The sequence below is a fragment of the Streptomyces boncukensis genome (assembly GCF_011045075.1).
GTDB classification, from domain to species: domain Bacteria; phylum Actinomycetota; class Actinomycetes; order Streptomycetales; family Streptomycetaceae; genus Streptomyces; species Streptomyces boncukensis.
The window spans coordinates 1-1,722 of sequence record NZ_JAAKZZ010000895.1; the positions used below are offsets into that span (position 1 = coordinate 1).

The 1,722-nt window shown below is 75.3% G+C and carries 1 protein-coding gene; it reads right to left on the reverse strand.

Going from position 1 to position 1,722, the window contains the following annotated elements:
- Positions 1-32: 32 nt before the first annotated feature.
- Positions 33-1,722 (reverse strand): S9 family peptidase (locus G5C65_RS36780; RefSeq protein WP_165303379.1); only part of this gene is annotated, 1,690 nt, incomplete at its 5' end.

Consider the following 1,722-nt stretch of genomic DNA (forward strand, 5'->3'; position numbering starts at 1 on the left):
ACCCTTCCCTCCCGTCAGGCGACGCCCTCCCGTCAGGCGACGCCCAGCGCCCGCTTCAGAAAGGCCACCTGCGACAGCAGCAGATTCTCCGCGACCACCTCGTCCGACGCCATATGCGTCACCCCGCTCAGCGGCAGCACCTCGTGCGGCCGGCCGGCGGCGAGAAGCGCCGAGGAGAGCTTCAGGGTGTGGGCGACGACCACGTTGTCATCGGCGAGCCCGTGGATCAGCATCAGGGGCCGCACCTGCGACGCGGCCCCGGACAGCCCCTCGTCGGTGATCAGCGAGACGTCGGCGTAGACCCCGGCGTCGGCCCCGGGCGTACCGCAGTACCGCTCCGTGTAGTGCGTGTCGTACAGCCGCCAGTCCGTCACCGGCGCTCCGGCGACCGCCGCGTGGAAGACGTCGGGCCGCCGCAGCACCGCGAGCGCGGCCAGATAGCCGCCGAACGACCAGCCGCGGATGCCCACCCGGCTCAGATCCAGCGGAAAGCTCTCCGCGAGCGACTGGAGGGCCGCCACCTGGTCCTCCAGCACCACGGACGCGATGTCCCGCGAGATCGCCTTCTCCCAGCGGGGGGAGTAGCCGGGCGTGCCCCGCCCGTCGGCCGCCACCACGGCGAAGCCCTGGTCGGCGAACCACTGCGCGGTCAGATGCGCGTTGTGCGCGGCGGCGACGCGCTGCCCGTGCGGCCCGCCGTACGGGTCCAGCAGCACCGGCAGCGGCCCGTCGCCGTCCCGGTGGCCGGTGGGCAGCACGACGGCGGCCGGGATCTCCCGCTTGCCGGTGTGCAGCAGCCGGGGCGCGGCGGCCAGCAGCGGCGTCTCGGCGTACGAGGGGATCTCGCCCACGCGTTCGGCCCCGCCGCCGGTGTACACGGCGGCCTGCGCCCCGGGGCGGTCGAGCGGGGCCGTGACGAGGACGAGCGTCTCCCCGCCCCGTACGGCCGAGGCCACCTGGGGGACGCCGCCGTCCCCGAGGCGGACGGGCTCGCCGCCGTCCAGGGGCACGCGGTGGACCGCGACCTCGCCGGGCGCGGTGCGCGCGGCGCCGTCGCCGGTGCCCTCGGAGGCCGAGAACAGCACATCGTGCTCCCCGATGCCGAGGACGGAGCGCACATGCAGCCGCCCCGGGGTCAGCTGCCGCTCGCCCGCCAGCAGCACCCGCGCGCCGTCCCGGTCCTCGATCCGCACCAGGCTGCCGTCCGGCGCCCAGGCGGGCACCCCGCCGAACAGCTCGATCCACACCGGGTCCGCCATCCGGTGGACGACGGAGGTCGCGCCGCTGTCCGCGTCGACCGTCAGGCACCGCGCCTCCCGCTGGTCCCGGGACTGCACCAGCAGCAGCGGTGCCCCGGCGTCCGACCAGTGGACGCGGGCGAGATACGGGTAGCGCTCGCGGTCCCAGACGACCTCCGTACGGGCGCCGCCGTCCGCGTCCACCAGATGGAGGGTCACCTCGGCGTTGTCCGTTCCGGCTGCCGGGTAGGCCACCTCGGTGGGTTCGGCCTCGGGGCGGGCGGGGTCGGCGATCCACCAGCGGCGCACCGGCGCGTCGTCGACGCGGGCCGCCAGCAGCCGGTCGCTGCCCGGGGACCACCAGAATCCCCGGCTCCGGGACATCTCCTCGGCAGCGATAAATTCAGCCATTCCGTAGCTGACGGTCCCGGCCTCGGGGGTGAGCAGCGCCCGGTCGCCGGAACCTTCCGTTCCGGCGGCGTCG